The sequence below is a fragment of the Arsenophonus sp. aPb genome (genome assembly GCF_029873475.1).
Classification (GTDB): Bacteria; Pseudomonadota; Gammaproteobacteria; order Enterobacterales; family Enterobacteriaceae; genus Arsenophonus.
Genome location: NZ_CP123499.1, coordinates 1,023,630 through 1,049,798 on the forward strand (window position 1 = coordinate 1,023,630; position 26,169 = coordinate 1,049,798).

Annotated in this window: 38 protein-coding genes and 1 pseudogene; 33 read left to right on the forward strand and 6 right to left on the reverse strand. The window is 36.5% G+C overall.

The genetic code is table 11. The annotated features are described in order from the left end of the window. Nucleotides 1–21: 21 nt before the first annotated feature. Nucleotides 22–300, reverse strand: coding sequence for a hypothetical protein (locus tag QE177_RS04470; RefSeq protein ID WP_280551507.1), 279 nt, complete (start codon nucleotides 298–300; stop codon nucleotides 22–24). 206 nt (nucleotides 301–506) lie between these two features. Here QE177_RS04470 and QE177_RS04475 point away from each other — a divergent pair, with 206 nt between their 5' ends. The 5 genes from QE177_RS04475 to QE177_RS04495 all read left to right on the forward strand — a co-directional run bounded on the left by QE177_RS04475 (nucleotide 507) and on the right by QE177_RS04495 (nucleotide 3,021). Then, nucleotides 507–950 (forward strand): recombination protein NinB, encoded by a 444-nt coding sequence (locus QE177_RS04475; RefSeq protein WP_280551508.1) that lies wholly within the window; start codon nucleotides 507–509, stop codon nucleotides 948–950. After that, the gene (locus QE177_RS04480; protein ID WP_280551509.1) at nucleotides 950–1,282 is read left to right on the forward strand and encodes a hypothetical protein; all 333 of its coding nucleotides are present in this window, start codon (nucleotides 950–952) and stop codon (nucleotides 1,280–1,282) included. The genes QE177_RS04475 and QE177_RS04480 overlap by 1 nt, the downstream gene beginning before the upstream one ends. 65 nt (nucleotides 1,283–1,347) lie before the next feature. Next, entirely contained in the window at nucleotides 1,348–1,905 is a 558-nt protein-coding gene (locus QE177_RS04485) for a recombination protein NinG (RefSeq protein ID WP_280551510.1), read from the forward strand. Nucleotides 1,906–1,928: 23 nt separating this feature from the next. Continuing rightward, complete coding sequence (locus tag QE177_RS04490) at nucleotides 1,929–2,309, forward strand: antiterminator Q family protein (protein WP_280551511.1); 381 nt, start codon at nucleotides 1,929–1,931, stop codon at nucleotides 2,307–2,309. A 358-nt stretch (nucleotides 2,310–2,667) separates the two neighbouring features. Then, on the forward strand, nucleotides 2,668–3,021 hold the full coding sequence (locus tag QE177_RS04495; protein WP_280551512.1) for a phage holin, lambda family: 354 nt from the start codon (nucleotides 2,668–2,670) through the stop codon (nucleotides 3,019–3,021). 37 nt (nucleotides 3,022–3,058) lie between these two features. Here QE177_RS04495 and QE177_RS04500 read toward each other — a convergent pair whose 3' ends face one another. After that, complete coding sequence (locus QE177_RS04500) at nucleotides 3,059–3,253, reverse strand: hypothetical protein (RefSeq protein WP_280551513.1); 195 nt, start codon at nucleotides 3,251–3,253, stop codon at nucleotides 3,059–3,061. 164 nt (nucleotides 3,254–3,417) lie between these two features. On the opposite strand from QE177_RS04500, the gene QE177_RS04505 reads away from it, so the two are divergent. The 21 genes from QE177_RS04505 to QE177_RS04605 all read left to right on the forward strand — a co-directional run bounded on the left by QE177_RS04505 (nucleotide 3,418) and on the right by QE177_RS04605 (nucleotide 18,147). Continuing rightward, the gene (locus QE177_RS04505) at nucleotides 3,418–3,831 is read left to right on the forward strand and encodes a structural protein (protein ID WP_280551514.1); all 414 of its coding nucleotides are present in this window, start codon (nucleotides 3,418–3,420) and stop codon (nucleotides 3,829–3,831) included. Beyond that, on the forward strand, nucleotides 3,831–4,295 hold the full coding sequence (locus QE177_RS04510) for a lysis system i-spanin subunit Rz (RefSeq protein ID WP_280551515.1): 465 nt from the start codon (nucleotides 3,831–3,833) through the stop codon (nucleotides 4,293–4,295). Before QE177_RS04505 ends, QE177_RS04510 begins: the two co-directional genes overlap by 1 nt. A 2-nt stretch (nucleotides 4,296–4,297) precedes the next feature. Continuing rightward, nucleotides 4,298–4,492 (forward strand): hypothetical protein, encoded by a 195-nt coding sequence (locus QE177_RS04515; protein WP_280551516.1) that lies wholly within the window; start codon nucleotides 4,298–4,300, stop codon nucleotides 4,490–4,492. Between the two features lie 276 nt (nucleotides 4,493–4,768). Beyond that, complete coding sequence (locus QE177_RS04520) at nucleotides 4,769–5,359, forward strand: Bro-N domain-containing protein (RefSeq protein WP_280551517.1); 591 nt, start codon at nucleotides 4,769–4,771, stop codon at nucleotides 5,357–5,359. Continuing rightward, nucleotides 5,356–5,559: a hypothetical protein gene (locus QE177_RS04525; protein WP_280551518.1), complete on the forward strand. Its 204-nt coding sequence runs from the start codon at nucleotides 5,356–5,358 to the stop codon at nucleotides 5,557–5,559. Before QE177_RS04520 ends, QE177_RS04525 begins: the two co-directional genes overlap by 4 nt. A 520-nt stretch (nucleotides 5,560–6,079) precedes the next feature. Beyond that, nucleotides 6,080–6,769 carry a Rha family transcriptional regulator gene (locus tag QE177_RS04530; protein ID WP_280551519.1) on the forward strand — a complete coding sequence of 230 codons (690 nt, stop codon included), beginning with the start codon at nucleotides 6,080–6,082 and terminating at the stop codon, nucleotides 6,767–6,769. A 110-nt stretch (nucleotides 6,770–6,879) separates the two neighbouring features. Then, nucleotides 6,880–7,398: a terminase small subunit gene (locus tag QE177_RS04535; RefSeq protein WP_280551520.1), complete on the forward strand. Its 519-nt coding sequence runs from the start codon at nucleotides 6,880–6,882 to the stop codon at nucleotides 7,396–7,398. Nucleotides 7,399–7,400: 2 nt separating this feature from the next. Beyond that, nucleotides 7,401–8,885 (forward strand): terminase, encoded by a 1,485-nt coding sequence (locus QE177_RS04540; RefSeq protein ID WP_280551521.1) that lies wholly within the window; start codon nucleotides 7,401–7,403, stop codon nucleotides 8,883–8,885. A gap of 1 nt (nucleotide 8,886) precedes the next feature. Then, entirely contained in the window at nucleotides 8,887–10,266 is a 1,380-nt protein-coding gene (locus QE177_RS04545; protein ID WP_280551522.1) for a DUF4055 domain-containing protein, read from the forward strand. 2 nt (nucleotides 10,267–10,268) lie between these two features. Further along, nucleotides 10,269–11,321, forward strand: coding sequence for a phage head morphogenesis protein (locus tag QE177_RS04550; RefSeq protein ID WP_280551523.1), 1,053 nt, complete (start codon nucleotides 10,269–10,271; stop codon nucleotides 11,319–11,321). A gap of 73 nt (nucleotides 11,322–11,394) precedes the next feature. Next, a complete protein-coding gene (locus QE177_RS04555) occupies nucleotides 11,395–12,105 on the forward strand; it encodes a hypothetical protein (RefSeq protein WP_280551524.1) in 711 nt (236 codons plus the stop codon). A gap of 9 nt (nucleotides 12,106–12,114) precedes the next feature. After that, nucleotides 12,115–13,101 carry a phage coat protein gene (locus QE177_RS04560; RefSeq protein WP_280551525.1) on the forward strand — a complete coding sequence of 329 codons (987 nt, stop codon included), beginning with the start codon at nucleotides 12,115–12,117 and terminating at the stop codon, nucleotides 13,099–13,101. A 34-nt stretch (nucleotides 13,102–13,135) separates the two neighbouring features. After that, complete coding sequence (locus QE177_RS04565) at nucleotides 13,136–13,513, forward strand: hypothetical protein (protein ID WP_280551526.1); 378 nt, start codon at nucleotides 13,136–13,138, stop codon at nucleotides 13,511–13,513. 1 nt (nucleotide 13,514) lies between these two features. Further along, a complete protein-coding gene (locus tag QE177_RS04570; protein WP_280551527.1) occupies nucleotides 13,515–13,883 on the forward strand; it encodes an HK97 gp10 family phage protein in 369 nt (122 codons plus the stop codon). After that, nucleotides 13,880–14,227, forward strand: coding sequence for a hypothetical protein (locus tag QE177_RS04575; protein ID WP_280551528.1), 348 nt, complete (start codon nucleotides 13,880–13,882; stop codon nucleotides 14,225–14,227). Before QE177_RS04570 ends, QE177_RS04575 begins: the two co-directional genes overlap by 4 nt. Before the next feature lie 2 nt (nucleotides 14,228–14,229). After that, entirely contained in the window at nucleotides 14,230–14,628 is a 399-nt protein-coding gene (locus QE177_RS04580) for a hypothetical protein (RefSeq protein WP_280551529.1), read from the forward strand. 70 nt (nucleotides 14,629–14,698) lie between these two features. Further along, on the forward strand, nucleotides 14,699–15,190 hold the full coding sequence (locus tag QE177_RS04585) for a phage tail tube protein (RefSeq protein ID WP_280551530.1): 492 nt from the start codon (nucleotides 14,699–14,701) through the stop codon (nucleotides 15,188–15,190). A gap of 58 nt (nucleotides 15,191–15,248) precedes the next feature. Then, a complete protein-coding gene (locus tag QE177_RS04590) occupies nucleotides 15,249–16,694 on the forward strand; it encodes a glycosyltransferase (protein ID WP_280551531.1) in 1,446 nt (481 codons plus the stop codon). Continuing rightward, nucleotides 16,691–17,290, forward strand: a complete 600-nt coding sequence (locus QE177_RS04595) for a hypothetical protein (RefSeq protein ID WP_280551532.1) — start codon at nucleotides 16,691–16,693, stop codon at nucleotides 17,288–17,290. Before QE177_RS04590 ends, QE177_RS04595 begins: the two co-directional genes overlap by 4 nt. Continuing rightward, on the forward strand, nucleotides 17,283–17,954 hold the full coding sequence (locus QE177_RS04600) for a DUF6246 family protein (RefSeq protein ID WP_280551533.1): 672 nt from the start codon (nucleotides 17,283–17,285) through the stop codon (nucleotides 17,952–17,954). Before QE177_RS04595 ends, QE177_RS04600 begins: the two co-directional genes overlap by 8 nt. A 7-nt stretch (nucleotides 17,955–17,961) precedes the next feature. Further along, entirely contained in the window at nucleotides 17,962–18,147 is a 186-nt protein-coding gene (locus tag QE177_RS04605; protein WP_280551534.1) for a Rha family transcriptional regulator, read from the forward strand. A gap of 29 nt (nucleotides 18,148–18,176) precedes the next feature. Here the strand turns inward: QE177_RS04605 and QE177_RS04610 are convergent, their stop codons facing one another. Continuing rightward, nucleotides 18,177–18,395, reverse strand: coding sequence for a hypothetical protein (locus QE177_RS04610; protein WP_280551535.1), 219 nt, complete (start codon nucleotides 18,393–18,395; stop codon nucleotides 18,177–18,179). A gap of 261 nt (nucleotides 18,396–18,656) precedes the next feature. Here QE177_RS04610 and QE177_RS04615 point away from each other — a divergent pair, with 261 nt between their 5' ends. Both QE177_RS04615 and QE177_RS04620 read left to right on the forward strand, forming a co-directional pair. Beyond that, nucleotides 18,657–19,169, forward strand: a complete 513-nt coding sequence (locus QE177_RS04615) for a KilA-N domain-containing protein (RefSeq protein ID WP_280551536.1) — start codon at nucleotides 18,657–18,659, stop codon at nucleotides 19,167–19,169. 284 nt (nucleotides 19,170–19,453) lie between these two features. After that, nucleotides 19,454–20,479: a DNA cytosine methyltransferase gene (locus QE177_RS04620; RefSeq protein ID WP_280551537.1), complete on the forward strand. Its 1,026-nt coding sequence runs from the start codon at nucleotides 19,454–19,456 to the stop codon at nucleotides 20,477–20,479. Nucleotide 20,480: 1 nt separating this feature from the next. On the opposite strand, the gene QE177_RS04625 is transcribed toward QE177_RS04620, so the two are convergent. Genes QE177_RS04625 through QE177_RS04635 form a run of 3 tightly spaced genes read right to left on the reverse strand, consistent with a single transcriptional unit; the run spans nucleotide 20,481 to nucleotide 22,567 of the window. Further along, nucleotides 20,481–21,209 carry an MAE_28990/MAE_18760 family HEPN-like nuclease gene (locus QE177_RS04625; protein WP_280551538.1) on the reverse strand — a complete coding sequence of 243 codons (729 nt, stop codon included), beginning with the start codon at nucleotides 21,207–21,209 and terminating at the stop codon, nucleotides 20,481–20,483. A gap of 3 nt (nucleotides 21,210–21,212) precedes the next feature. After that, nucleotides 21,213–22,349: a DUF262 domain-containing protein gene (locus QE177_RS04630; protein WP_280551539.1), complete on the reverse strand. Its 1,137-nt coding sequence runs from the start codon at nucleotides 22,347–22,349 to the stop codon at nucleotides 21,213–21,215. Between the two features lie 2 nt (nucleotides 22,350–22,351). Continuing rightward, the gene (locus QE177_RS04635) at nucleotides 22,352–22,567 is read right to left on the reverse strand and encodes an Arc family DNA-binding protein (RefSeq protein WP_280551540.1); all 216 of its coding nucleotides are present in this window, start codon (nucleotides 22,565–22,567) and stop codon (nucleotides 22,352–22,354) included. A 154-nt stretch (nucleotides 22,568–22,721) separates the two neighbouring features. Between QE177_RS04635 and QE177_RS04640 the strand changes: the two genes are divergently transcribed. From QE177_RS04640 to QE177_RS04660, 5 genes and pseudogenes are all read left to right on the forward strand, one after another. Continuing rightward, the gene (locus QE177_RS04640) at nucleotides 22,722–22,874 is read left to right on the forward strand and encodes an Arc family DNA-binding protein (protein ID WP_280551541.1); all 153 of its coding nucleotides are present in this window, start codon (nucleotides 22,722–22,724) and stop codon (nucleotides 22,872–22,874) included. Nucleotide 22,875: 1 nt separating this feature from the next. Further along, entirely contained in the window at nucleotides 22,876–23,724 is an 849-nt protein-coding gene (locus QE177_RS04645) for a phage antirepressor KilAC domain-containing protein (RefSeq protein WP_280551542.1), read from the forward strand. Beyond that, nucleotides 23,721–24,065: pseudogene (locus tag QE177_RS04650) on the forward strand (phage antirepressor N-terminal domain-containing protein); the annotation flags it as partial. The gene QE177_RS04645 and the pseudogene QE177_RS04650, both read left to right, overlap by 4 nt. A 472-nt stretch (nucleotides 24,066–24,537) precedes the next feature. Further along, the gene (locus QE177_RS04655; protein WP_280551544.1) at nucleotides 24,538–25,422 is read left to right on the forward strand and encodes a DNA-processing protein DprA; all 885 of its coding nucleotides are present in this window, start codon (nucleotides 24,538–24,540) and stop codon (nucleotides 25,420–25,422) included. Continuing rightward, nucleotides 25,419–26,063: a hypothetical protein gene (locus tag QE177_RS04660; RefSeq protein WP_280551546.1), complete on the forward strand. Its 645-nt coding sequence runs from the start codon at nucleotides 25,419–25,421 to the stop codon at nucleotides 26,061–26,063. Before QE177_RS04655 ends, QE177_RS04660 begins: the two co-directional genes overlap by 4 nt. Nucleotides 26,064–26,169: the final 106 nt, after the last annotated feature.

Consider the following 26,169-nt stretch of genomic DNA (forward strand, 5'->3'; position numbering starts at 1 on the left):
GAAAGGATCATGATGACCTACCTAATCGAAGCAACCATTGTTAAAGATATAAACTAAATTGAAAAGTTGAATGTTTTTTCTGGAAAAAATATCATTTAATTCTTCATATGGGTTTATTTGATCACAAGTTATAATATCTTGTGTTTTTTTATCAAGACAAAGAGGTTTAGCAGTTATATTTGGATCTTTATTGTTAATACAAATAATTCCATTTATATTATGTTTTGTATATCCATTAGGACAACTAACAATATTATTTGAAAATACAAATATGAGAATTAATAAAATTGAATTTTTCATATTTTTATCTTCCTGTTGTTTTATTTAACTTTATAGAAATTATTTTTTAATGATGAAAAATTTATTCCTTAAAGTGAGTAGCGAGGATGGATTAAAATGATCAATCATGAAGTTTGTTATATTTTGTAATTAAAGCAGAATAAAAAATAAACAAGAAAAAGTAAAAAGAATTTTTGTCAATTAAATAATTGGATGAAGGAGTAAGAATGGAAGATAAAGTAATCCTTCACGACTCAACAAGACACAATGTCTGGCCAATACTTCAAGCAGTACTAGCAACAAAACAACCTCACTATCTCATCATCAAGCCCTATAAACAAACTAGAAGCCTATCGCAAAATGCCACAGCCCATTTGTGGTTTGGAGAGATAAGCAAGTATCTGTGTGCAAATGGCGCTAACTATACGCCTGAGCAAGTGAAAGAGATGCTTAAGCACACATTCTTAGGCTATGAAGTCGTAGAGCGTATTGATGTGACAACACAAGAACCTGAGCGTGTGAGAGCGCTCAGGAGAACTTCTAAGTTAGACACGGGTGAGATGTATATCTTTATGCAAAGAGTGGAAGCATGGGCGGCTAGCATACGTTGTTTCGTGACAATACCTTGTAACTCAGAGTATATCAAATTAAAAAATAGGCAGGAGGAATGATGACAGATTTTAAAATAGCAATTTGTTGTTTTTGTAATAAGATATTAGGTCTTTATGAGCATAAATATAATAACGCCTGGGATGTTGAATTAAATAAAATGATTGATAACTGTGAGGTTATTCAATGTAACGAATTCAGAATATCATTTAAAACAGGAGAAAAAATAACTGAGGTGTGGATAGGAAACCCATTTTATGCTTATGCTAATAAAATAAAAGATGGCCACCTTAGCTATTCTTATTTTGGAGGAAAACACAGGCCATCATATAAAACAATGAAGAAGTTATATCGATTAGTTGAATCGTTGGAAAATAAAAAATGGATAGCTTGATAATTTTTATTATCATCTTTGTCATCATTTTTTGGTTATTAATAGCACTCGGAAATTTGTAAAATATGAACTCAGCTAAAAAGCTGAGGCCAAAAGTCTGTAAAATCTGCAAGAATAAATTCACTCCTATTAAATCTCTTCAATTAGTTTGTAATCACCAATGCGCAATTCAATATGCACGTCAAAATCTAGATAAGTTAGCTAAAAAGCGAGTTATCGAAGAAAGACGTCTATTGAAACAAAGAAAGACAGCATTAAAACCGCTTTCGCATTGGCTACGCATGACACAAAGAGTATTTAACGATTATATTCGAGAGCGAGATAAAAACGATGGCTGTATTAGCTGTGGCAGTAAAACAGCTATTAGTTATCATGCAGGACATTACAGAACAACAGCCTCGGCATCACAACTTAGATTTAAAGAAAATAATTGTCATAAACAATGTTCTGCATGTAATACACATAAATCAGGATCAATAACTGAATATAGAATTGGGATAATAAATAAAATAGGAATTAATAAAGTAATCGAATTAGAAAATAACAATGAAATAATTAAATACACGCCTGAAGTTTTAAAAGAAATTCGCAATAAATATAGAAAGAAAATAAAAGAACTTTGATATAATATCAACGGAGAATATTGATGCGAGACATACAGCAAGTTTTAGAGCGTTGGGGCGCATGGGTCGCTGATAATCCAAATGATGTGGCGTGGTCTCATATTGCGGCTGGGTTTAAAAGCGTGATACCGAGAAAGGTAAAATCAAGGCCACAATGTTGTGAAGATGATGCAATGATAATCTCCAGCTGTGTAGCAAAACTAAATAAAAATAATCGCGATATTCATGACCTAATATTTGAGTATTACGTTTTCGGAAAAACTTTTATTCAATTAGCTAGACAATATAGTTGTTCAGATACACATATAGGAAAAAAATTACAAAAAGCGGAAGGGGTAATTGAAGGTATGTTGATGATGCTTAATATTAAATTAGAAATGGATAAATTTGTTCAAAAGAATTAAATAAATAACTTTACGATCGTAAAAATAATGATATTGTGATAGTGTCTGTGTTTATAAAGACAATTAGACACGAAATAAAATATTATCGATATTATCCAAAAGCCCACATTTAAAGTTCAATACCAATAGTTAACAGTATTCTAACTGCCGATGTGGCAAGTATTTATAACCTCGCTTATGCTGGGTTTTTATTGATTTTTAGTATATATATCGTTATTATTTACTTTCCATTCCATAGAATGGAATAGATTTACCCTTTATGTTTAATTATGATTATTATATCCATTATAAAGGTCGCTAAATGCGGCCTTTTTTCATTTTGACTAACGTACAGGGAAACACTCTATCGGAGTGGCATATGCGCATGCCTGAAAAAAATATCGGATTCTGGACTCAGGTATTCATCTGGTTACAGGTTAATGCTCCTTTTCTATTCGGAATTTTATTAGCTGCTGCAACGGCTTTTATCAGAGAACGTAAAAATGGAACTACTCGTAAACAGTCCATTTTTGAAGCGCTTTTATGTGCATTCATTAGTGTGGGTGTAATGAGAGCGCTGCAATGGTTATTTTTATATTACGGGATAGACAGCTCTTTTAACTTGCTCTCTGAATTCTGCGGAGTATTTATTGGCTTCATTGGAACGAAAAAAATCATGGGAATTATCGATTTTATTTTAGCTATTTTTCGCGATAAGTTCGGAATTAATTAACGCATATGATTTAAATGTAATTGTTAGATATTTTCTTTCAGTGATTAGCAGAGCTATTATTTTTATTACAAATAGAACCTTTATTCATTTGACAAATTTTAAAGGGGCAAAATTTTGATAAATCAATATCTTGTTCATTATCAGTTTCTGTAGTTTTCTTTTGTTCATTCATATTTGCAGTAGATGCAAAAGATAAAAAAATAAGAATGAAAATTAATAAAAATTTTTTCATAATATAATCCTCTTTAATTTTATTTACTATGTTATTAAGTTTAGTAAAAAAGAAAATTTAAAAATAATTATATATTTGTTCTGGTTTATTATTTGAATTATTTGATATGTTTACCTGTGTTCTATTGTAAGGGTGTTTCGAGATAAATTTCAAGGGAATTATTTATGCAATTAGGGAGAGGAATAAGAAACAATAACCCTGGAAATATTGATTATAACAACTCGAATAATTGGCGTGGTCAGCTTGAGCATGATCCGGCAATTGAAAGCCGGTTTTGTCGCTTTGCATCAGCAGAGTACGGTATTCGAGCAATCATGTGTCTACTAAGAACTTATCAGCGTAAATATCATTGCGATTCAGTGCTTGCATTGATTAATAGATATGCGCCCGATATTGAAAATGACACTAGTTCTTACGTTAAAAGTGTCTGCAATGCTTTAAGTGTTAACAGTAATGAGAAAATATCAACTGATGATAAAAAAACACTTATCGCATTGACTAAAGCTATTATTCAACATGAGAACGGCCAGCAACCCTATTCTAACGACGTATTCGAAAAAGCTTATTCATTAATCTAATGAAATTTAAAATTATTTTATCTTTAATCTCAGGGATTGCTTTACTCACAATTATCATTATTTACGACAGATATTCACATCTTAAATATAAATATCAGGTCTTAGAAACTGAGTTAAGCAAACAAAAATCACAAGCACAGCAATATCTCACTCAAGTAAAACAACTTCAAGCAATCGACGAAAAACAAACTGAGAATCTCAATAATGCAAAAGCTCAAATACTTAAGCTTAGTGATGATCTGCACAGCAACAATAAGCGGCTGCTCGTCAAAGCCGTGTGTGCAAAGTCCGACAATATTACCGCCACCGCCTCCAGCGTGGATGATGCAAGACCCACCGAACTGGCGCCTGACGCTGAGCGAAATTATCTCCGTCTCAGACGTCAGCTCGAAACCTTAGAGGCTCAGTTTTTGGGATTGAGGGAGCGGGTTAAAGAAGTCTACAAACAAAAACAGGAATATTAAATATGTTTAAACATGAATTAGATCAAAACGTAAAAATTACTGTTAGTAATGAAAATGGACGCATAAAAGGACGAGCTGAATATGCTAATACGGCCAATCAATATCTCATTCATTATAAAGTTGCTGATGGAAGAGCTGTAGATGGATGGTTTTATGAGGATGAAATATCACCTTTAACACCTAATCAAAAAATGTGATGAATATAACTTATAATAAAAATAGTAAATAAAATCATTTAGTTAATTAATGTTACCCTCATCGGTGAGGGTAAGAAACTCACGTTATGGTGATTACCATATCGGAATTAATTCAAGTAGTTACATTTCACTGCGTAACGAAAGCGCACTCAAATAAACCACCGAACCTGACTTTATAGAAATGTGCCCTTGAGGATGTCAGTAGAGCTGACGAGCCTCGGTGGGCTGACATTCCTATTTCGGCAAGGGTTCATTTCATAGAGAAGGTAATACGTTATGTCTAAAACATTAGTATTCAAAGATCGTGAAGTTATTCCTTTTGATAAAGGGGATGACAGAATTTGGTTTACAAGCAAACAAGTGGCTGAATTACTAGCTTACTCAAGAGCAAAATCGGTAACTAATTTGTACAATGCTAATGCTGATGAATTTACCTCAGCAATGACCGAGGTCATTACAACAGTGACCTCGAATAAATCAAAGAGAGGTCGGAATCTTCAAACAAAAGTACGTTTATTTTCTCTTCGTGGACTTCATCTATTAGGTATGCTTGCGGATACCCCTGTTGCTAAAGAAATTCGCAGGTGGGTACTTAATTTAATAGAAAAAGAAGAAATCGATAAAACGACTTTATCCTCTTTAGATATTAATAAATTGAAGGATTTGACCCTTGGAGAAATGCAAAATCGGGTTGTAGCGGCAGATAAATGGTCATCTGCTACTTTTGGCCGTCCAGGAAGCAAGATGATGAATGTGCGTAAAAGACATTTAAAAAAATTACGGGAAGCAGAAAAGACTATTATGGCACTTTCTCAATTGACTTTGCCTGGATTTGAAGACTCAACAGGGGGAGAGAATCCAGCATGAATCATGAACAATTCATTGAGAAAAACATCAAGGCCGAGTTAATAAAGCTCGGCTTTTCTTCATCAATAGCCGCAACAGCAACAAATGAAGCTATCAGATACTATCGACAATCCAAATCAACTCAACGCGGTAAAATGATGGCCAACTGTCTTGAGGTTGCTAAAAAGTGGGCGGGAAGAAATTCAGTAAAACAGCGGTAGATTTGTGATGAACCTCTTCAAAGTAAGAAGAGGTATAAGAATTTCATAGTGAATTGCCCATTTGTAAATCGATATTGATTTTATCTGGGGCAAAGTAGAAGTGTTTTACCATCTTTAACTACAGAATCTATTGCGGGCACTTTCCCAAACTGAGTATCACACATTAGTTCTGTGTTTACTGATTTATCAGATGAATCAGTATTATTAGCTAAAGAAAAAAAGCTGCAACCTAAAAAAGCAATAAATGTCAATTTCTTGAATAACGATTTCATAATTGATTCTCCGTAATTAAATGAAAATTATTATTAATTAAATCTTTCATGTAACAACACATTAACACATTAACACATTTTGTGAATTATATTTTCAAGAATCGCTCAATTCCCCTACGCAACGCACGCGTAAACAATAAACACAGAACCTTACAGAAAGTGTACCTGAAGAATTGTCGCTAATGCTGGCGAGCAATCTGTGGGCGGCTTTTCTGTGCGGACAGGTTCACTTTCTCTAAGGATACGCAATGAAAAATCTCATTAAAAAAGTAAAAGATATTCCTGTTGTTACAACCTATGTTATTGCAGACGAATTTGGTAGAGACCATTTCAGAGTAATGAACAGCATAGATTCTCTGATTATGTCTAATCATTTAGGAAGCTCCGATTTCAGAGCCTCCTCATATATCAGTAAGCAAAATAAAGAGTTGCCTTGTTATGAATTAACTGAACGTGGTTTTTTAATTGCAATGCCATTTATTGGTGGCAATAAAGCAAAAGATGGACAAGTTAGATTGGTTGATAGTTTTATAGAGTTTAGGAAAATAGCAGAGAAAGAAGCTAAAACAAAAGCTGAACGTGAATTAGCGCGTATGGAATACCGCCCGATGACTGATGCTATTAAAAAACTGAAAGAAGATGAAGGTAAAGAGCCTAAGCATTATCACTTCAGTAATGAAGCAGACATGATCAATCGGGTCGTTTTAGGTAAATCAGCAGCTAAGTTCAAGAGTGAACATAACATCGACAAAAAAGCACAGCTTAGAGATTGTCTAACGCCCGATCAAATCAAGAGCATCACTGAGTTACAAAGAGCTAACACAGTATTCATAACATGTATGAACTGGGATTATGAGCAACGTAAAAATGCATTAATTGCTGCTTATCAAAACAATCAAAAAAATTACATCAAAAGTAATTTTAAATTAAATAACTAGAATTTTATTCCTAATGGTATCAAAAAATACCGGTGATTTATTAAATTTAGCAGAATAATGTTCTGAAAGAGTTGAATTTGATAATTGTCAAAAATGAATAAGGCAAAAATATGGCACTCACAGACAAGCAGGAAGCCTTTTGTCGCGAGTACCTGATTGATTTAAACGCGACGCAGGCAGCAATTAGAGCAGGGTACAGTGAAAAAACTGCAAAAGATATCGCATGTCAAAACTTAGCAAAACTCAACATTCAAAAACGAATTCAAGAATTACTGAATGCACGTAATGATCGTTTAGAAATTAATGCTGACTATGTTCTTGAACGATTAGTTGATATCGATCAAATGGATGTACTCGATATTCTGACCGATTCTGGCGATCTAAAGCCTGTCAAAGATTGGCCAAAAGTTTGGCGTACTACATTAGGTGGTTTAGATATCATGGCGATTTCATCAGCTGAAGAGTCAACTGAAACACTACTAAAGAAAATTAAGTGGCCAGACAAGATTAAAAACCTTGAGTTACTTGGTAAGCATGTCTCAGTACAGGCTTTTAGAGAGCAAGTAAAAAATGAGCATGATGTGGTCGGAACATTATCTGATCTTATGGACGAACTTTCACAAAAATAACTATGAAGCCACAACATTTAGCGTTATTACGCGATAAGCTTTGGCGACTAAATCATCTCTATTGGATAACGGATAAAACCGGAAAACCCATTCGTTTTGACATGACGCCTGAGCAGTTATTCTATTTTGAAGGCATGCATACCAGAAACATTATTCTTAAAGCGCGTCAGCTCGGTTTCACGACTGAGGTGTGTATTATTCAGCTTGATGCGGCATTATTTGAGTCAGCTAAATGCGCTTTAATTGCTCACACACTAACTGATGCAAAGCGTTTATTTAGAGAAAAAGTAAAGTACGCTTACGACAAATTGCCTGCCGAAATAAAGGCAGCCAATCCTGCTAGTAATGATTCTGCTGGAGAACTGGTTTTCAAAAAGGGTGGGTCAATTTACATTAGTACATCATTTCGTGGTGGCACATTGCGTTATTTACATATCTCTGAATTTGGGAAAATATGTGCAAAATATCCCGATAAGGCACGTGAAATTGTAACAGGTGCCTTTGAAGCAGTATCCAGTGAGTGTTTTACGACAATAGAAAGCACGGCAGAGGGGAGAGCAGGCTACTTCTATGATTATTGTCAGTCTGCTGAAAAAGCACAACTCCAGGCAAAAAAACTTTCATCATTAGACTGGAAATTCTTTTTCTTTCCATGGTGGAAAAATAATAATTATGCAATTGATCCGGTGGAGTCCATTCCACAGCGGCTAATTGATTATTTTACTGAGCTATCCGGTGAACATGGCATTCGGTTAACTGACAAACAGAAAGCGTGGTATTACGCCAAAGAGAAAACCCTCGGTGATGATATGAAGCGGGAATATCCCTCACTTCCCGCTGAAGCTTTCCAGCAGTCAGTAGAAGGCGCTTACTATGCCAGGCAGTTTCGTTATCTTTATCAAAATAAACGCATTGGCACATTGCCTGATAATTCACATTTGCCAGTACATACATATTGGGATATTGGGGTTGGTGACTCAACGTCAATCTGGTTTGTGCGTGAAGTAGGAAGTGAATTTCATGTCATAGATCACTACTCAAATAGTGGTGAAGGGTTGCGTTATTACATGAAGGTACTAAAAGATAAAGGCTATACCTATGCTAGTCACAACGCCCCTCATGATATCGATAATCGTGAGTTTGGATCTGACGCAAAATCCAGGCGTGAAATTGCCAGAGAAGGCTATGAAATTGATGGACAGAAATACGCAATACGATTTGATGTAGTGCCAAAACTTTCCATTGATGAAGGGATTGAGGCGGTGCGTGAAATATTGCCACATTGCGTATTTGATGAATGTCGATGTGCCGATGGAATTACTAATTTAGAAGCGTATCGCAAGGAGTGGGATGACAAACGGGGTTGCTGGAAAGATAAACCGCTACATGATTTTACGTCACATGATGCCGATGCATTTCGGTATTTTGCTATAAGCAAAGTCAATCGTAAGAAATTCATCAAGAAACTTAATTTTAACTGGAACTAATATGGATAACAATGTTGATTACCGCCATCCTGCTTATACTGAGTTTCTACGGGAATGGGACATGATCGGCGATTGTGTTGAAGGTGAGCGGGTTATTAAAAGTCAGCGTGAACGATATCTACCCCATCCGGCTGATAACAGGGAAAAAGAAGATAAAAAAGGTGAGCGCTATAAAAAATACTTAATGCGTGCCCCTTTTATTAATGCGACCGGTAGAACACTCAGCGGATTGATAGGCATTGCCTTTAGTAAACCGGTATCGGTTGATATCTCTTCGGAGATTGCGTATCTGGAAGATGATATTGATGGCGAAGGTCAGCCGCTGTCACAAATGATAAGGGATGCCTTATCGCAAAACCTGCAAAGAGGACGGGCGGGGTTGCTGACGGATTTTACCGGCTCAGGGATTCAGTCTGAGGCGAATAAAGGCCGTCCCTTTGTCAGATTATTTACTGCCAAACAGATTATCAACTGGCGGGTTACTCACGGTAAAACCTCACTGGTCGTTTTAAAATATCAGGAGCCCGTTGATTCAGATGACTTTGAATTCCAGCTACAGGATAACTGGATTGAGTTGAGACTACGCGAGGGGAAAGCGTATTCACGTCACTGGCGTCAGGATAGTAATTTGATTGTCAGTGACTGGGTAGCGTTAACGGATGCAAAAGGTGCTCCGCTCACAGAATTACCCTGGTCATGGATTGGTGCGGTTAATAACGACCACACGCCTGATGCGCCGCCATTGGCAGATATCGCCTATATCAACATCAAGCATTATCAAACCGAAGCAGATATTGCCGAAACTTCCCATACGGTTGGACAACCGATGGTGGCAATAACCGGCCTGACGGATGACTGGGCTAAAGAATATTTCCCCGATGGATTTACAGTCGGTTCACGCAGAGGGATTGCACTCCCTGTTGGCGGCGATATGAAGTTTGCCCAACCCGAGGAGCGTAATTTTCAGTTAACTGTTGCCGAGCGACGTGAAAAACAGATGGCCATGTTAGGCGCCAAGCTGATAGAAAGGGGCACATCGTCAAGAACCGCAACACAGGCGCAGGATGAAGCCCAGACAGATCATTCAGTCTTGTCCCTTTGTTCCGGCAATGTTGAACAGGCGATTAATCGGGCATTACAGTTCTGCATTCTGTTTGCAGGGAGCGGTAAGGCGGTTGTGACGTTAAACAAACAGTATGAAGTGGCTAAACTGGATTCATCATCCATTACGGCATTGTTAGCGGCTGTCCAGTCAAATAATCTGCGCAAAATCGACTTTATTCGCTATTTACAGCGCATTAATATTGCCCCGCCGGATGAAAAGCCTATGGATATTATTACCGAACTGGAAACCTCAGCCAATAATCTGTTAGGGATGTGAGCATGCAGTCAGATCCCATTATCGATAATGCGCTAATGATTCAGATTATGCTTGAGCGGGTTAAATCGGAGGTGATTAATAACAGAAATCTGGCTTCTGATTTAAGAAAAACGGTTGCAAAAGCCTTAGCGGAATTTTCAGGGCACATCTCATCACGAAATAAACTGAGACTGATTGTCAATTCACTGAAAAAAGAATTAAAGCCATTATTACAGAATTATTCTGATGTTCTCTTGAATTTTGTTATTCAAACAGCTATTGAAATGGCGCATCTGGAATATCTTGGACTTTCTCAATGGTTTGATGATGTTAATGCGGTTGATGATAAAAAAGTAGAATCATCAATGAATAACACACCAATTTCATTAACGCAATGGAACGGATCGCTCTTTCTCGACAGGTTTATCGCTACCTGGATTGATAATTCGCTGCAACAGATTGAAAACCAGGCTGTATTGACGATGGCATCAAGTGAAGATGTCAATTATCTAAAAGATAGTATTAACGGCACGTCAGTTGAGCCGATGATAATTGCTGCCGCTGTTATTGGTCGCATTATTCGCAATTATCAGACAATAGCAAGCACAGCATTACAGCATGCCCATAGTGTCGCGGCGGTCGATTTCTATAAAGAAAATCCTGATATGATTGAAGAGGAAGAATTTAGCGCAATTCTGGATTTAAAGACATCGACGGTGTGTCGTTCGCTATCCGGCAATCGTTATCCTCTTGGTACTGGGCCAATGCCGCCGCTTCATCCCCGCTGCCGTAGTCGTCTGTTACCAGTATTAAAACCTGAATTGATGAAAAAACTGGTAACAAAGCCAGCAAGAAAATCGGAATGGGGAGAGGAAACGTATTACGAGTGGTTAACTAGACAATCAGCAACACGACAGGACATTGTATTAGGATCAACAAGGGGTAAGCTGTTTCGTGACGGCGGTTTGTCTCCCGCACAGTTTGCTAAATTGCAATTACACAAAAATTTCAAACCGATGACGCTTGAAGAGATGCGACGAGTAGCTCCCGATGCATTTAAGCGAGCCGGAATTTAATTAACTCAAGCCCGTCACCAGACGGGTTTTTTATTATCTGTAGTTGGCGACTACACCATCAAACCCGAGGTTAATGATGACATTAAGGTATCAGTTAAGCAAAGAAGAATTTGATTCATTAAGTGATGAGCAAAAAGTGTTATATAAAGTATCTGGCGATAATTACCAGATGCACATTGAAGGTCTACCTGAATTTCCTGACGTTTCAGGACTGCAAAAGAAAGTAAATGAGCTGCTTTCCGAGAAAAAAGCAGAGCAGGAGAAGCGACGTCAGGCCGAAGAGGCGGCAAAAAAAGCCGCAGAAGAGCAGGCAAGAAAAAACGGGGATATTGCCGCACTGGAAAAAAGCTGGTCAGAAAAGCTTGTCTCCCGTGAAAATGAATTACTGAAGCAGATTGAAGAAAAAGATACAAATTTAAGAACGTTACTGGTTGATAATGTTGCTCAATCTTTAGCGGCCAAACTGGCCGGTGACAGTGCTGAATTACTTTTACCCCATATTAAATCCAGGCTGACAGTAGAAGAAGGTAAAACCCGTATTATTGATGCAGAAGGAAAACCCTCTGCGGCAACCCTTGATGATTTAGAAAAAGAAATGCGTAGCAACAGGTTATTTGCACCTGTTGTTATTGGAAGTAAGGCGACTGGAACAACCCGAGGTGAACCGCGCCATACCACTACTGGGGGTGGTGGTAAAATCTGGAAGGATTATACGGAAGCTGAACGCATTCGTATTTTCGAAGAAAATCCGGCGGAATTTAAACGCCTGGCCGAAACACAATAGGAATGAATTATGCCAACAGTCGCAACACGATTATCTGATATTTTTATCGGTGACTATTATCAGACCATTCAACCCCAAAACAGTCCTGAAAAAACGGCAGTCTTTGAATCGGGAATTATCAGCAAATTACCGCAGCTTGATGCCATTGCATCAGAGGGGCAAGGTACAGCAACCATTAGCTACTGGAATGACCTTGACGCAGATGAAGCGCCAAATCAAACAACTGATGACCCCGATCAAATTGGTACAGTTGGTAAAGCTGACCAGTCAAAATTAAAAGCCCGCGTATTATATCTCAATAAAGGTTATGGTGTGGCGGATTTAGCCGCCGAGCTTGCCAACAGTGAGCCGATGACACATATACGAAACCGCTTCGGTGTCTATTGGACACGACAATGGCAGCGCTATTTAATCGGTTCTGCGAGAGGCATTATCGGCAGTAATATCGCCAATGATAAGAGTGACATGATCATTGAAGGTGGGGATAAAATTTCGGCAGATAATTTAATTGATGCTGCCTTTACTGCGGGTGATGCTGCAAGTGCTTTCAGCGCACTCGGTGTTCATTCTGTTGTCATGAAACAAATGGCAAAACAGGATTTGATTGAGACACTTAAAGACTCAACCGGCCGCATTATTCTGCAAACCTATCTGGGTAAACCCATCTTTATGGATGATAGTTTAAAATATACCGATGGTCGTTATTTGACGGTTTTCTTCGGTAGTGGGGCTTTTGGTTATGGTAATGGGAATCCGCATACGCCGGTTGAACTGGAGCGGAAAGCGTCTGGTGGTAACGGGGGTGGTGCAGAGGTTCTGTGGGAGAGGAAAACATTTATTCTTCAGCCAGCAGGGTTTAGCTGGAAAGGAGAAGATGATCCGAATAAAACCCCATCTATTGATGATATTGCCAAACCTGACAACTGGGAACGTAAGTTTGAGCGTAAAAATGTTCCTTTTGCAGCAGTATTGAGTGGTAATGAATCAGGTAGTTGATAACAGGGGCATCAAGCCCCTTTTTAGGTGACCTATGTCGGTAAAAATCACATTAGAACAAGTGAAATCTCAATTATCAACGATGGGGTTCACTACACCTGACTTTATTATTGAAGCCATGTTATCTATTGTTGATGAGATAGATGATTGTCTCGATGAGGCTAACTATTCAGACTCAGTGAAAACGCTGATAAAGATTTATGCTGTTGTCATTATGTTGTCAGCCACTGATGTACGAAAAGTTTCGTCTGAATCATCACCTTCAGGCGCATCCAGATCTTACAACTATTTTGATGATGGTAGAAAATCATTATTAAAATTGCTTTCTGTATTAGATACGGCTGGCTGCACTAACTCACTGCCTATCAATCAATCATCGGTAATTATTCAGTTTAATGTTGTGCGAGGTTGATATGGGCGCAAAAGTAAAGGGAATAAACCAGGCAAGAGATAATCTGGCAAAACTGGTTGACCATGAGATATCTAATAAAGTGATGAGAGCACTTCATCGAGCAATGGATATCGGCGGGACACAATCAGCTATTTATACACCAATCGACACCAAGAAACTGATCAACTCTCAATTTCGTGAAATTACTGATAATGGCACATTGATTACTGGCAGAGTGGGCTATTCAACTAATTATGCTGCGTATGTTCATGATCCGGCTGTTAAACAAAAATTCAAACGTCCTACGGCGAAAAAAGAATTTTTACGGCTTGGGTTTGATGAAAATAAGCCATTAATAGATAAAGTTGTAATGGAAGAGTTGAAACTATGAGTTCACTGGCAAACTGGAGTTATACCGCAATCTGTACTCTATGGCGTAATTTGGGCATTGATGAAAATGGCGATCATATTGGCTGGTCAGAACCTATTTCAATTTTATGTGACTATCAAGGTAATTCAACAGCAAAAATAGGCAACATTGGTATTGAAATAAATATCAAAAATACGTTTTGGACAGAATATGCAGAGGCAAAGCGTGGCGATTATATTGCTATTGGCCAGTCAGCTTACTGTGATCCAGTTTTGGCCGGTGCGGATGAAATCATGCAGGTTATTCGTTATGCGGACACTTTTGAGAGAGCAAAAGATGATTTTGCCATTATTACTGGGGCTTGATAATGACGCCACCTATGTATAAACGAGTGAGCAATCTGTTCATTGATGCAGGATTAACTGAGGGATTTATTGTTCAGTATCTTCTATGGACAGATGATCCTAATGATAGAGGTAAAGCAAAAAGTTATCTGGTTTTTCGTCCTGGTGGCGGTACAAACATCGATAAAGATATTGGCAGTGACTATTTCGTTATGGTCGATGTGATTTCGGCTAAAGGACAGCACGCCTATAAAAATGCCGATGAAGCCGTTAATCGCATGATTGACTATATCAAAGACCATCCGCTTGATGATAAATGTGTGGGACAAATAACCAATTTCGGCGGTATTCCATCACCAATTTTAACGGAAGAAGGGCGTCTGGTTTTTCGCTTAATGTTCAGTTGTCTATACGGTGAATAATTTACAAAATTCAAGTTAATTAAAAACAGGGTCGGCTAATGCCGGCCTTTTTTATTTAAAGAGGTCACAAATGGCAATTTGTAAAAGTAATAATACCAAAATGTTTGGCAGGGCGGTCATTGTTGAAGTGGCTGATGGATGTCCTGATGAAGTTCCTTCAGAAAATGATTTTATGTTACTGGCGGCTGGAACCAGTAAAACATTTGATATGTCACCGAATACTGTGACATCTTCAGCTGATGATACCAAAGGCTGGGTTGAAAATATCGTAACTTCAAATGATTTAACCATTTCGTTTGAAGGTGAGGTCAGGGTTAATGACAGATCAGATCAATACGGCGTTTATAAATTTATTAAATATTATGTCAACGAGGCGACTAATGCACGGCAACCTACGATTTGGGTAAGAATGTATTTTGGTCAGATTATGATACAAGCTTACATGGTCATAACGGCACTCAGTAATGACGGTGGCACAGATGATATAGTGACATTTTCGACAGAATTTAAAGTCGCTGATGGTTCAACTGTCAAAGTTGATGATATTGAATCTGGTAGTTAATAAATATAGTTATCCTCGTCAATTGACGAGGTAAATAACAGATAAATCAGGGTATAAAATGGACGTGACGATTAATGGAGTCAGTTACTCACCGAATACTTATAAGATCGGCATCGCTATCACAACATATAATCGAACTGATGTGTTAATTGATACTATCAGGCAGCATAAAAAATATCTTCCAGCAGGTGCAACATTAGTTGTTATTGATGATGGCTCTAAGGATGAAATCGTATTGAGTGAAGACATAAAAGTTATTCGTCATCAAAAATCAAAAGGGATTGTTGCCGCTAAAAATACAAGTCTGGAAGTTTTAATGGATGCAGGATGTGATCACCTTTTCTTATGGGATGATGATGCTTATCCAATCGCTGAAAACTGGCATATTCCATATATAAACTCACCTGAGCTACATTTGTCATATCAATTTCTTGATTTGGCTGGCGAAAATAAACTTAATGATATTGCTATCCTGTATAAAGATAATAGACACATTGCATATACAGGACAACGCGGCGTAATGCTCTACTATCATCGCTCAGTTATCGAGAAAGTCGGTGGCTTTGACCCTGTTTATGGACGAGGTATGTATGAGCATGCTGACCTGGCCATGCGTATTTATCATGCAGGGTTAACAACTTGGGCTTATGCAGACATAGCAGGTTCAGACAAACTCATTTATTCACTTGATGAGCATGAAAAAGTGATGCGTTCAGTTCCCAGGGTAGAAAGAGAGCTACTGGTTCATAGTAATATCGGTACGTATAACCTAAGAAGGGAGGAGGGTTACACAGCTTATGTTGATTATCGGACACCAAAAGATATTGTGATAACAACGCTATTGACTAGTCAGCCCGATCCTCAACGTGGTAAAAAAATAGACGCTGATGCGAGATTGTTGATCGACTGGGCTAAATCAGTGAAAGGACATGGTGTTGTATTAGCTGATGAGTTGGTTGACGTATCAAAAGGCATTGATTTAGTTAGAGTGCATGATGTTGAAATGAATGTTTATTTTCGACGCTGGTTGCATATTTATCATTATCTACGCGATCACCCTGAATTTCGCTTTGTCTGGTGTACTGATGGGACTGATGTTGTCATGTTGAAAGACCCTTTTAATGAAATGGATCCAGATAAAATCTATGTAGGTTCAGAGGCGAAAACTTATCATGATGTGTGGATGATAAATCATCATCCTGAGAAAATTTATCAGGATTTTATTCATGATCATAAAAATGACATTATGCTGAACGCTGGTTTATTGGGTGGAACTCGTGAAAATGTCATGCTGTTTGCCCACAAAATACTGCAAATTTATTACAAAGTGGAAAGCTATCGATTCTGGCAAAAGGAAGGTGATCAAAGAGCGGTTGGTGACATGGTTGCCTTTGGTATGGTAGCAAAAAGTTTTGGTGATAAAATTGTAACCGGTGCAAAAGTACATACTGTCTTTAAAACAGAAGGATTCGGTAAAGAATACGCCTGGTGGCAACATAAATGACACAGAATAACAATAATATAAGATTTGCTGTTGTTGGCCATCATTCAAGACTGGATCATGCTTTTAGTTTAATGAAATCACTCAATGCTGTATTGTTTCTTGATGAAATGAATCATGGATCAGCATGGAATCATCATAGAGCTTTGTTATGGGCTAATAAACAGCAAGAGCGTGTTGTCATTATCGAAGATGACGCAAAGCCAATAAAAAATTTTGTGAATCTGGTTGCCAAATGGTTTGACCGCTTTCCTGAATCGCTTATCAGTTTTTATTTAGGCACGGGAAGACCGCCTCAATATCAGTCAACGATTGCCGAAAAACTTATCGCAGCTGATAAAGTTCAATCAGACTATATTACGTTGCCACGTCTCATTCATGGCGTTTGTTATAGCGTGCCTAAAGATGGTCTTGATAGAGTGATTGCAAATTGGAATAGTCAAAAACCAGCGGATTTTGCGGTTGGTGATGCCTGGAATGAGGAAGTTATTTACCCCTGTTATTCACTGGTTGATCATCTTGATGAAATATCAGTTGAAGATCATTATGACAAACAAAAACGCACTGAGCGAAGAAGGGCATGGAGACTGTATGGGTAATATAACGCCCATCTTGGATATCGGAGAAATGGTGATATCACTCAAAGAAAAGGACTATTTTTTTCGACCGTCATTTGAAAATTTAACTCGTATTGGCACACCAAAAGAGATTGTGGCTATATTTACGCAACTTAACCAAGGTGATATTCGTTATATTATTCATACCGCGTCAATAGCCTACGGAAAGCTCCCATCCTGGCTGATTGAGGCACTGAATAAACCGGTTTACGGCAGAGCGGTGTTATCCAGTGCAATGACGATGGTGCAGGCCTGTTGTGATAAAGATTGTGATGAACTTGTTGGCGAATGGCTGCCTGGTAAGCGAGGATTAATCTATCGAGCAGGATTAATAGAAATCAAAGACATTATTACGATAGGTAAAGCGCTAGCTAGCCATGGCATTATCGGAAAAGCAAACGTCAGAAAGCTACAACGACATGAAAATAAAACAGCATTCGCCGATGAATTTAAAGTGATTGATTATATTAATGCAGCTAGAGCACATTTTAATATGACTCGCGATGAAGCCGCAAAACTCACCATGACCGAATTCCAGTTGATGTTGAATGCTAAATTTCCGTCAGAGAAAGGCTTTACCCGCGAGGAATATGACAAAGTAGTTAATGGTTATTTTGAGATGAAGCGTAAACGACTGAGTCATTAGCCTTGTTTTGCAAAATATCCGATCGTTAATAGCAAGTAATCATTTAGGACTCCTTGACTTTAAGAAGTCCTCTTACATCAATAAGCAGAACAATGAACAACCATGCTATGAATTAACTGAACGTGGGTTTTTAATTGCAATGCCATTTATTGGTGGCAATAAAGTATGGCGAAAGAATAGAGCTCTATCATGAGCTCTATTGCAATCAATTTATTATATAAACTAACTTTCAACGCCAAAATGTAGGAAAGTATGAGTTTCTTCTGGCCGTTCTCTATCTTGATTAGAAGAGTTATTATTCGGTGAGTTTACATTTGAAGTATTATTTTCAGGAATATCTTTTTCTTCATCGTGCGTTGGATAATCTGTATAAGCACTAGCCGAAGTGACACTAAAGCCTAATAAAAATGCAATAGGTAATATTTTAAAGTGTTTTTTCATAATTCATCCTTATTGTTGATAAAGTAAACCCTATTAAAAATAGTCAACAATAACAATTTTGCAACAAATTAAATGTAGTAATAAATATTCCCATATCGTAGTTAATTTAATTAGTTAAATTTCACTGCGCACTCACCGCGCATCTAAATAAACCCGAGACAATTCACAAAATAGACCTCAGAGAACGTCAGTCAATCATGATGCGTTCGGGGTCTGTGCGTTCTGTGTGAGCTGAGGTCTCTTTTTTGAAAGGTTAGCATCATGAAATATCCAAAAGTAAATATTTATGGCATTGCTGTAAGAGTTGATGAAGAAGGGCGCTATAGTCTTAATGATTTGCATGCGGCAGCAGTAATAAAAGGTGAAGCCACAGAATCTCAAAAGCCAAGCAAATTTATGAGAAGTTCACAGATTAAAAAATTTGTTCAAATATTAAGCGCAGGACAAAATTGTCCTGCGGTGGTTGTAAATAATGGTGGATGTTCCCATGGTGTGTGGGGGCTAGAACTTGTTGCTATTCGTTATGCTGCATGGATAAAACCAGAATTTGAAATACAGGTTTATAATACATTTCGTGACGTGGTAATGAATGGATTTGATGCAATGTCTAGACTTAATCAACTGGACTTAACGATAAAATCAGAGAGTAAAGAGATTAGTCAATGCGCGAGTAAAATGGGTAAATGGGGATCTGGAGGAAGAAAAAGGTTGTTAATGACAGCAAGAGAAAAAATGATTGAAGAAGTTCAGCCATTTTTGCCTGGGATTCAATGAGGATTTGAAATCCGTATGGATTTACTAATTATTTAGGAGTCTCTGAAATCGGAGCCTCCTCAATGCTAAGGCAGAATTCCGCCTTGTGTCTTGTTGCTTTTCTGGTCGGTTATTTGACCTCAGGGTGATTTATTGTATCTGTTAATGGCGATTTTGATTAGTTTTTATAGTAAAATTTCTACGTTATAGATACTAATATTAAAGTAATCACTTAAATAACACATAAACTCCTCGAGATATTTTTTTAGTAGAGTTATACTTTAAAATGTTTCTTTGGAGGATATATGAAAGTAAGTGTTATAGATTTGTTTTGTGGTGCAGGAGGTTTAACTCATGGTCTTATACAGGCAGGATTGACTGTTTCTGCGGGAATAGATATTGCTACAGAATGTAGATTTGCTTATGAATTTAATAATAATGCTACTTTCGTTGATAAAGACGTAAAATTACTCACCAAAGAGGAATTGTTAAATTTATATGGTAATGTAGAATTCAGAGTTTTGGCTGGGTGTGCTCCGTGTCAACCATTCTCTACTTACACTACATCAATGGATAAAACAAAAGATGTGAAATGGCCTCTTATTTACGAGTTCTCAAGACTAATAAAAGAAGTATCACCTGAAATTATCACTATGGAAAATGTCCCTGGGGTAGTAAAGCACCAGGTTTATAGAGATTTTTATGATTCATTATTAGAACAACAATATCATATATGGGCGGGAACGGTTGATTGTGCTCAATATGGGATTCCACAAAAAAGAGAGCGTCATGTTTTATTAGCATCTAAATTGGGTGATATAAGTTTTGTAGAGCCTAATAATGAAAAGGTAACTGTTCGTGATGCTATAGGAAAACTACCCTACTTAATGGATGGTCAAGTGTGTAGCAAAGATCCTTTACATAGGGCTAGCAAACTGTCAAAGATAAATAAACAGAGAATAAAATATTCAGTACCAGGTGGAACATGGCGTGATTGGCCTAACGTGTTAGTTGCTGATTGCCACAAAAAAGTATCAGGAAAAGGGTATGCGAGTGTTTATGGAAGAATGGAATGGGATAAACCTAGCCCTACGATAACAACACTTTGTTACGGTTTTGGAAATGGCAGATTTGGACATCCAGAACAAGATAGAGGTTTATCATTAAGAGAAGCAGCTTTATTGCAGACATTTCCTATTAATTACAGATTTACGGAAAGTGATAATAAAATTTCAATGAAAGCGGTTGGAAAAATGATAGGAAATGCAGTACCTGTTTTATTAGGAAAAGCAATAGGTGACACAATAATGAATCACCTAAAAAATTATTGAATCAAATTGGGAGCGATATTTGTTCTCTAAGGTATTGTTTTGTTTCTATATATGTAGCAATATTGTCTAATATCTTATTGAGATAATTAATGGTTTCATTTTTAAAATTCGCCAAGTCGTCTATTGATGTATCTCTTCCTTTTTCTAGGAAGGAATATTCACCATGAGCTAAAGAATTTCTGGCATTTTTTATAAATAATAAGCAAGCTCCATTTTTAGTTATAATGGGATCGGTAGAATAAGAAAAACCGTATTTTTTCGCAATTTCTTTTATTTTTTTTGCATCTACGTTACCTGCAAATAACGGATTTTTGTTATTATTAATTGAATTTTTATGGTTGTTAAGCCAATGAGTTAGGATTATTTTGGATGCATTGGTGGTATTAAAATCCAATTCATCTATACTTTTTATATCTATATTTTTGAATGCTATTTTTGTTAAATTAGTGCAAAGCAAATCTACACATAAATTATTATTGTTCAATATTTCATCATGAATATCTTCTATAGCGTTTGATACGGTAGCTTCTATTAGATTATAAAGTATAAGAAAAGCATTAGATTTTAGTATATGAGTTATATTAATCGTAATTTTTTTTAAATAATTCTGTTCGGAATCACTGTATGACATTGTAGGTCTTTTGTTTATTAACGTTTCAATGAATTCAAAATATTCATTAATATCGTTTACTCGTTCATCAAATAAAATGCGACTTTTCATTTCAGCCATTACTTACTCCTCTGAATCATCATCTTGTACAGAGGCATTTGGCATATCTAATAACATATCTCTCACATATTCAATGCGGGCTTTAACTTTTGGCCGTGAATTACTTGCATCAGATCGGGTATGTTTTATAAACGTTTCTGAGTTTATCCACGATTCAATATTTACAGGGATTAAATCAGGATTTACTCGCAGAGCTAAAGTAGTGCCAACAGCTAGAGCTTCAAACCTGATTCTAGGAACGGTTGTTGCATTTAGTGTTTTCCTAAATCCTCCAGGGAAATGTGTATTGATAAAGTTGCACATTGTTTTAAATTGTTGCTCCATTGTAGTTTTATTATGATCATTGGTTATGTCCATATTTTTATTTATGAGATATGAAGTTAAAAAATCATCAACACTTTTTTCAAATTCTAAGTAACGATCTGAGTAAGCAAAATATCTTAATATGAGCTCAAGATATTCAGAGCGTTTTCTTCTTGCTTCAGTAATGGGACAAATACTATGAAATAATTCTAATTTTGATAAATTATCAATGAATGTTAAAAATGCACCATCGTTTCTGCCTTTTCGTTGTTCCATTGTAGTTAATTTTGTACCTCCTGAGTTCAAGCGGTCAAATATCTCTCTACGTGTTTCTTCGTCGCAATATTCTGTTAGCTCTATCATTCTAATAGTCTTGCGTGCAAAGCGTAGTCGTCTGGCATTACTAAAATCAGAAAATTTAAAACCGTTAGCAGAAGGAAGTTTTTTTAAATTTACTAGAGCGAATTTATCATTGAGAAAGGCATGTAGAGTTCTAATTCTCTGGCTACCATCAACTATTTCTATACGCCCAGCATTTTCACCCTCATTAACATCTGCGACAAAAAGGTAAGGTATGGGTAGCTTTAATAAAAGAGATTCTATAAATCTAGACTTCTGTTTTATGTCCCAGATATATTCACGTTGATAGTCAGGTATGAATAGTTCAGCTTTATCTTCTTTTAAGCCATCTTGAAATTTATCAACGATAACACTAATAGGAAACTCCCTTATTTCGTGATCTGTTATTTTTTCTAGCTCTCGAATTTGCTCGTCTAATGCCATTTTTTCATCGGGATTTTTTGGTACATGATTTCTATATTGATGGTTAATAGTCATTATTATTCTCCAGTTGTTTTTTTATGGGTATCCGATTTTAACTCGTCTATCAATTCTTCTAGGGCGCGTAATCTATCCATAAAATCAGCGCGCTCTTCTAAAGATTGACTACCAACGTAACCAAGAGAATCTTCAAGTCTCTTTATAATTTCAGAGTTAAGCGATCGCCCATTTTTTTTCGCTTCTTCTTGGAGCATTTCTTTTAGCTCGGTTGACATTCTTATCCCAAAGGGAGCTATATCTCGTATTTTCATATGATTAATTATATGTAGTGAATTTAATTACACAATGTACTCATTATTTTCTTGACAGTATACTCTCACAATGTAATTATTGTGTAGTGATTACACGATGTAATAATAGTGAGATTATATGGAAAAAGTAAAAAATATACCGCCTACAGGAATAAGAATACCAATTCAAATTAAAGAAAAATTAAAAAAAATAGCAAAAAAGGAAGGAAGATCGCTCAATAAAGAGGTTATTAAGAGGCTTGAGAAAAGCTTAGAAGAAAGCGAGATTTAATATGTTTAATGGATATAAAAACGAAACCCCAACAGCGACAACTGTTGAGGCATCTGAATCTTCAAATATCCCAGCAAAAGGAAATAAAGATATGTTAACGACAGAAAATCAGATTAACACTCCAAATACTTTAGCATCTACCTCACAAAATGTCACTATGTCAAGTATTGACTTTCTTAACAACTTTATAAATCCAGCACGTGTATCAGCTGGTGAATCGGAGATAGAAAATCGTCATTTCATTGCTCGTATTGAAGACGAAATTGATGATTTGGGGGTCACGGAAAAATTTTACGTGACAACTTCACAAGGGGCAAAGCGAGGAGTTAAAGGTTATTCACTCAATATGGAGCAAATGACTTTAGTTGGAATGCGTGAATCAAAATCAGTGCGTCGTTCTGTTTTACAAAAACTAAAAATGCTTAATAAACCTATTATTGATCCAGTTGTAGCACTTGATGATCCTGAGTTTCTTCGTGGTACACTTTTGACTTATACAGAAAAAGTCATAGCACTGGAACATAAAGTCGATGAAATGAAACCAGATGTGGCAGCGTTAGAACGAATTGCTAAATCAGACGGTGCTATGTGTATTACTGATGCTGCTAAACAATTACAGACACGTCCTAAACAATTATTTGATTTTCTAAGTGAAAGAAAATGGATTTACAGACGACTTGGCAGTACGTGGATAGGTTATCAGGACAAGATTCAACAGGGACTTATTGAGCACAAAGTAACAACAATTACCCGAACTGATGGAATTGATGAAACAAAAACACAGGTTCGTATTACATCGAAAGGCATTGCAAAGTTAGCAAAATTATTAAGCGTGGAGGTGGCAGCATGAGTAGTGCAATCTCTACAATTAACGTCCCTTTCCACGGTAACAATTTATATGTAGTGAATTACAATGGTGAGCCATATGTGCCTATGAAGCCTATTGTTGAAGGTATGGGGTTAGATTGGAAAAGTCAGTTTGTTAAGATTAAACAGCGTTTTATATCAACCATGGTGGAAATCACCATAGTTGCCGCAGATGGTAAAGAACGTAATATGATTTGCTTGGCTCTTCGTAAACTTGCTGGCTGGTTACACACCATCAGCCCAAATAAAGTTAAGCCAGAAATCCGTGACAAAGTCATTCAGTATCAGGATGAGTGTGATGATGTTCTCTATGAATACTGGACAACAGGCGAAGTCAAGAAAAAGGAAACCAGTCCTACTGTATTTAATGGCTTGTTTCCTGAAAATGGCCGAATTTTAATTACGTTTAAAGATAACCGGATTTATAGCGCGGATGTCGTTTCAGAAAATGAGCATTTATTATCTCTTGATTCATTTCTGGAGATTGCAAATAGAAATGGATATCTGGTTATTAACAAGGATAAATTATTAGCGATGGCCAATGACTGGTAAGTAGTTGATACAGTAAGTCAGGGAAGGCTTACTGTGATTATTGTTTATAGCAATGCCGCTTAATTGCGGCTTTTTTGACTTTAATACTGAATATTGAATTTAATGTATCTTGGCTATACTATATTCATAGATCTATTTAATGAATTAAGTGATAACCTAATCTGTAATTTAATGAGTTAATTTTGATATATTTATTTAAATTATAATGAATTACATTTAATTAACATAGTGAGAGTAATTATAAATGCAGCTTGATTTCAGTTCATTAGATTCTTTTGAGCGAGCTATATCTCCATTTGAAGAAATGGCTGCTTATGAAGCTTTGTGGTCTGAACAGGGAGCTACATTCAGAACTATTGCAGACAAATTTAGAAAATACCCTGATACTGTTCCATCAGAAATGGTTCCTAAAAATACAAGGAAAGAATTTAAGTCAATCTTAAGAGATATTCTTGATCAATTTCAGGTTAAGAATTTTGGAGTTAGAATACATGGAGCTAATGAATATCCTGAAAAATTAAGGGATGCTAAACATCCTATAGAAGTTTTTTATTATCAAGGATGGTGGGATCTAGTAAATACTCCTAGTATTGCTGTTGTTGGTTCTCGCAAGGTATCTGAAGAAGGTAAAAAAAGAACAAGAAAGCTTGTTAAATGCCTTATAGAAGATAATTTTACCATAGTTTCAGGTCTTGCTGAGGGCGTTGATACAGAGGCTCATAGAACAGCACTGAATTTGGGTGGAAATACTATAGCGATTATTGGTACACCATTATCACATTTTTACCCAAAACAGAATATTGAATTACAAAAACAGATTAGAGAAAATTATTTATTGATCAGTCAGGTACCATTTAAACGTTATTTAGATCAAGATTATCGTGCGAATAGGTTATTTTTTCCTGAGCGTAATGCAACTATGTCTGCTTTATCAGAAGCGACAATAATTGTAGAGGCATCCGATACGTCAGGAACTTTGACTCAAGCCAGAGCAGCGTTGGATCAAGGTAGGAAATTATTTATATTGGATAGCTGTTTCCAAAATAGTAAAATTTCTTGGCCTGCAAAATATGAGGCTCGTGGTGCAATTAGAGTTAAGGATTACCAGGATATTAAGGATAATCTGTGACATTTCGTTTACAAAAGATAGATGAACTTACTCTTAATAGTCATTTTCATTTAGCTGAAGATGATATCTGTCTTTATTTCGGAGAGTACACGGCTGAAAAAGGATTTGCTTTTAGTGATACTAATAATTTGATTCTCAATTTAAAAAAGGATGTCTTAAGAAAAGATAAGCCTGAATATAAATATAAACAAATGGCGATTAAAAAAGTAGCTAATTTTTTATCTAAATATCATGATTATTTGCTTAAATGTACATTTGTACCTGTTCCTCCCTCTCGGTGTAAATCAGATGAAAGATATGATGATAGATTGATTAACATACTAAATGAATGCAAAAAAATAAATCCTACTGTTGACTTTAGGGAACTAATAACACAAAGAGAAACATTAATAGCATCACATAATTCTTCAAGTAGGCCGTCTTATGAAGAATTAGCAAATAATTATGAATTTCATGGATATTTAGCCAATAACATTAGATCTACTATAATCATTTTTGATGATGTTTTAACCGCTGGCAGTCATTATAAGGCGATGAAAACAGTTATTAAGCAACATATTCCTGATGTTCAAATAATAGGATTGTTTATAGCCAGAACGGTTAGAAATATTATTGATGATTTTGACGTTATTGATTTTTGATTAGATTTTATTTAACTACACTACCCCCAGCCACCGCGAGTGGCTTTTTGTTTGCTTCATTTTATCGCCCCAATTAGCTAAAATCGCTTTTTATATTAATTTTGGT